The organism is Virgibacillus sp. SK37 (assembly GCF_000725285.1).
GTDB lineage: Bacteria > Bacillota > Bacilli > Bacillales > Amphibacillaceae > Virgibacillus_Q.
In genome coordinates, this window is the sequence record NZ_CP007163.1 from 1 (window position 1) to 4,094 (window position 4,094).

At 34.2% G+C, this 4,094-nt stretch carries 4 protein-coding genes; 3 read left to right on the forward strand and 1 reads right to left on the reverse strand.

The window, feature by feature from the left end:
• Nucleotides 1–24: 24 nt before the first annotated feature.
• The 3 genes from X953_RS18915 (at nucleotide 25) to X953_RS18925 (ending at nucleotide 1,901) form a co-directional block, all read left to right on the forward strand.
• On the forward strand, nucleotides 25–570 hold the full coding sequence (locus tag X953_RS18915) for a replication/maintenance protein RepL (protein WP_040957276.1): 546 nt from the start codon (nucleotides 25–27) through the stop codon (nucleotides 568–570).
• Nucleotides 571–863: 293 nt separating this feature from the next.
• The gene (locus X953_RS18920) at nucleotides 864–1,532 is read left to right on the forward strand and encodes a hypothetical protein (RefSeq protein ID WP_156958545.1); all 669 of its coding nucleotides are present in this window, start codon (nucleotides 864–866) and stop codon (nucleotides 1,530–1,532) included.
• A gap of 99 nt (nucleotides 1,533–1,631) precedes the next feature.
• Nucleotides 1,632–1,901 carry a hypothetical protein gene (locus tag X953_RS18925; RefSeq protein ID WP_040957273.1) on the forward strand — a complete coding sequence of 90 codons (270 nt, stop codon included), beginning with the start codon at nucleotides 1,632–1,634 and terminating at the stop codon, nucleotides 1,899–1,901.
• 37 nt (nucleotides 1,902–1,938) lie between these two features.
• Here X953_RS18925 and mobV read toward each other — a convergent pair whose 3' ends face one another.
• On the reverse strand, nucleotides 1,939–3,147 hold the full coding sequence (mobV, locus tag X953_RS18930) for a MobV family relaxase (RefSeq protein WP_040957274.1): 1,209 nt from the start codon (nucleotides 3,145–3,147) through the stop codon (nucleotides 1,939–1,941).
• Nucleotides 3,148–4,094: the final 947 nt, after the last annotated feature.

Sequence of the window (4,094 nt, forward strand, 5' to 3'; positions counted from 1 at the left end):
ATGTTGAAATCAGGAGCGTTAAAAATGGACAAACATTCAGATGAAAAAAAGGTCACAATGGAACTAACAATGAACGAATTTCAAAGACTTCAAAGACTATTAGAGCTTGATAAAAATGATGAAGAACAAGAAAAACGAAAAGAGGAAGAGAAGAAAAATCACAATTTCATTCAAGTTTATAGAGATCATATGCCAGAACTTCGTTGGTTGATGGCTAACCATAATTTCGCTAGTTCTCTTTTATTCTTTATCATTGAACATATGGACAACAGAAACGCTTTAGCTTGCTCTTATGCTGTATTTGAGGATTACTTTGAGAAGTCTAAAATGACCATTTACAGAGGAATTAAAACTCTTCAAGAAAACGGCTTTATAGATGTTTTGAAAATGGGTACTTCAAATGTTTATCTTGTTAATGAAGATCTTGCTTGGACTGCTAAAAACAACGAAAAGAAATATGCCAAATACGAGGGCAAAATCCTTGTTAGCAAAAAGGAAAATAAAGATTATGAATATCGAAATCAATTTGACCGTTTAAAGAATTTAAAAGAGCGTGAAAATCTAAAATAACCCATGACTTTTCATTCCAAAAATTATATAGTAATGAAAATATGATATGCTAATATTAGTGGTGAGTTCAGGGGGTTAAACCCTACATTCCATTAGTTTTTTGAATCTTTCTCCTGTTGGGTAGGAGTTTGATGAAAAAGATGACCTTTAACTTTAAAGGTCATCTTTTTTTTACCCGAAATATACTAATTTGTCGGAAAATGTCGAAGAGAAATATGTTTTTCCAATTTAAAATCAATAGAATAAATGTTAACCTTGAATTGGAAAAAAATTCTATAAAAGGAGATGGAAATATGATTAGAAAATTGTTAGCTACATCATTAGCTAGTATATTAGTCTTTTCAACTGTAGTTCCTGTTTATGCAGAAACTCAACCAACAGAAGATTCAGAGGAGAAATACATAGACATTACACAAAACATTAATCAAGAGGAAATGTATCAAATTGCTGAAAAAGCGCAAGACTATTTTATTTTAGAAGCTGACGGTACAATTTCAATTGATGCAAGCGCAGAAGAATTGGAAACTACTCCTGAATTATTAAATCAGTATAAAAATGGATTGGAATCAATTAATCTAGCTATTGAACAAGGGTATCTAAAAGCAAATAATGATTTTTCACTTTCTTCAGTAGACAAAGAACAACCTACTATACAACCTCGATGGATTTGGTATACAGAGTTTGCAGGTACTTACTTCCAGTTATCCAACAATGAAGCTGAGGAATTGGTATATAAATTAAATCAATGGGGACAGACTTCCACAGGAGCAGGAGTAATATCAGCTTATCTTGCAAGTAAAGGCGTTTCTTACGCAGCAGGTGGAGCATTAATTTCAGGTCTTCTTGCAGTTGGCTTGTTTAGTTCTGCAAATGAAATTGAACATCAAATCGGAAGAACTCATGGTGTTACAATATTTGTAAGTAACTGGAGTTTAGATATTATCCAAGTCAGTCCTTTATAATATAATAAATAAAAAAGACCTGATATTTATGCAGGTCTTTTTTTATTATGATATAACTAACTATCATAATAAAATTATTTGTAAAAGGAGAATTTATAGATGTATATAGTTATACTTATAGTTTTGTTTCTATTATTTGTTCTATATAAAACAAATCAGGGTAACGTAAAAAGTAATACAAAAAAATATAAAATAAATTTACTTTTAGCTTTTATATTTCCTGCTTTAACTTTACCAAACTTGTTTATGATAGATCCTATAAACCAAAAAATAAAATATATATTAATAGGTTTAATAATAATTGTTAGTATATTAAATTTAATCACTGGCATATCTCAATTTAAAGAAGTTCATCAAACAAAAAAATAGTCTAGTCATCTTTTGATGTAAAGAAAAAAGATGACTTTTAAAGTTCAAAGTCATCTTTTTCTTTTTGATTCTGTTTTTCCTTCTCCTGTTGCTTCTTTAATGCTAAAAAGGCTTGTCCACCTTCCAATTCCTCTTGACCACCAAAGTATTTTTTGAATATTTCCATCTCCATTTTGTCTAAGATATTTGCTTTAATAAACCCAATTTTGCTATGAAAATCTTTGACCTGATCTCTGAACCGTACCTTAACATTTTCAAGGGTTCTACTTAAAAACTTGTTCTCTTGCACCAAAGATTTATTTTCTTTATTCAATTTGGTATTTTCACGAGTTAAATGATCATTTTTCTTTCTTAAATTCCAATTCAGTTTTTCCAGCTGCACATTCTTATTTTCCAGTTTGTCGTTTTTTATTTGTAGCGATTCAGAAACCTTTGCCAGACTTTTTAATTCCTCGAAATCTGAACGCTCTAAATTAACCGTTTTCCGCCCTAATAAGCCCTTTTCTTTAAATTCAATACCTTCTACCCCTTTGGAATGAATAGAAGCCTTCTGAAGCGCTCCTAATTCATTTTGGATATGTTCAATGGACTGTTCTACATGGACCTTCTCTTTTTGCTTCTCACCAAGTTCCGTTTCCAATCCTGCAATTCTTTCTTCAAGTGTTTTCGCCTTGAAATCTTGTACTTTCAAATGCTCTGCAGTAGACCCTTTTTCACCACGTTCAATATCAAATCCCTTGCTCTGCAAATGCTTTGGAAATTCGTCTTGAATCCATCTCAATTCTTTTTGATTAAATACGTTTTTACCTTGCAGTTTGCCATCACGCATAGGAACAATCCCTAAATGCATATGAGGGGTCTTTTCATCATTATGTACGGTAGCGTAAGCCACATTTTGTTGTCCGTATCGCTCTGAAAACAATTTATAGCTTTCCTCAAAAAATCGTTTCTGTTCTTCACTGGAGAGATTATCAAAAAACTTTCGATCGGATGTAACCAGGAGTTCGTTAACTAATACTGCGTCTTTCCTTGTTTTCCTAGTTGATGTTTTTTGACTATCAATGATCTGTTTTACTTTTTCGTTGTAATTAATCGGTTCATCATTGGCCAGATCATAATTCAAACTCAATTTTGATTTATCAATGTCAGGATTTGTTTTACTCTCCTTCTCCCTTTGATTATGGATCTGCATTCCCTTTAAAGAATGGGATTTCATCTTTGCCATTCGACAGACTGCATAACTCATAAATGCGCTCCCCTTGTCCGAGATATTTTTGTAAAGTATAACACACTATACTTTTGTTCCAAAAGTGTGTGCTCTGCCGAGGGCAAAAACCAAACCTTGGGCATTGCCCAAACCCACTGGGGAACTATTCCCCAGACCCCCTTTTAAAAGATCAGCCCCCAACCCCCGAATCTTCGGGGGCTCCCTCGCCGGTAGGCAGGAATCGAATGGGTTCGATTCAATGCCGACAGGGTTCGGGTGCAGGCTATTTGTCAACTCCTTAAATTCTCCCTCATTCGTTCCTCATTCCGTCCGATTTACCGTTGACAAAGCCATATAAGGCATTTCTAGCTTTTTTTAAGTGGTCTGCCTAGTCAAACCACTTTATTAGCCCAAAAAGCCTCCTGTGGCTTTTATTTAGCTAATAATTGCAAGTCTTTTTATGCCTCCCCCCTTGTTTTGGGGTGTGAGTGCTGGCTGGGGGGAATCGGCGAGAGCCGAGGGGGGTTAGCCCCCTCCTACGTACAAAATATAGCTAAAAGCAGATAAGAAAGAGCGATAGTACCAGCGTTTTTGGCGGTACAATAGCAAGAGCAAGCCGAATTCTGTAAATCCTCGTTTTGGGTATGTTCGGCTTGGCGACATGTCTTCACCGCCAAAATTTCTCCAATCAAGGGGAAAAGGGTGGAGATTTTTCGAGTGCTTTTCTCGAAAAATACTACCCGAACCTTGATTGGAGAAAAGCACCTTAGGAGATATAGAAAGGAAACTAGTAAAAAGGTTGATTTATAAGGGTTTGATAGATTAATAGGTATCATAGCTTGTGATACCAATAGGTATCATAGCTTGTGATACCTTTATGATATAGATATAACAATTTTGTCTTTACATATAACATATAATGTTATAGGATATAACATAAATTATACATATAGGTATCATAGCTTGTGATACCAAAGGGAGAGAGA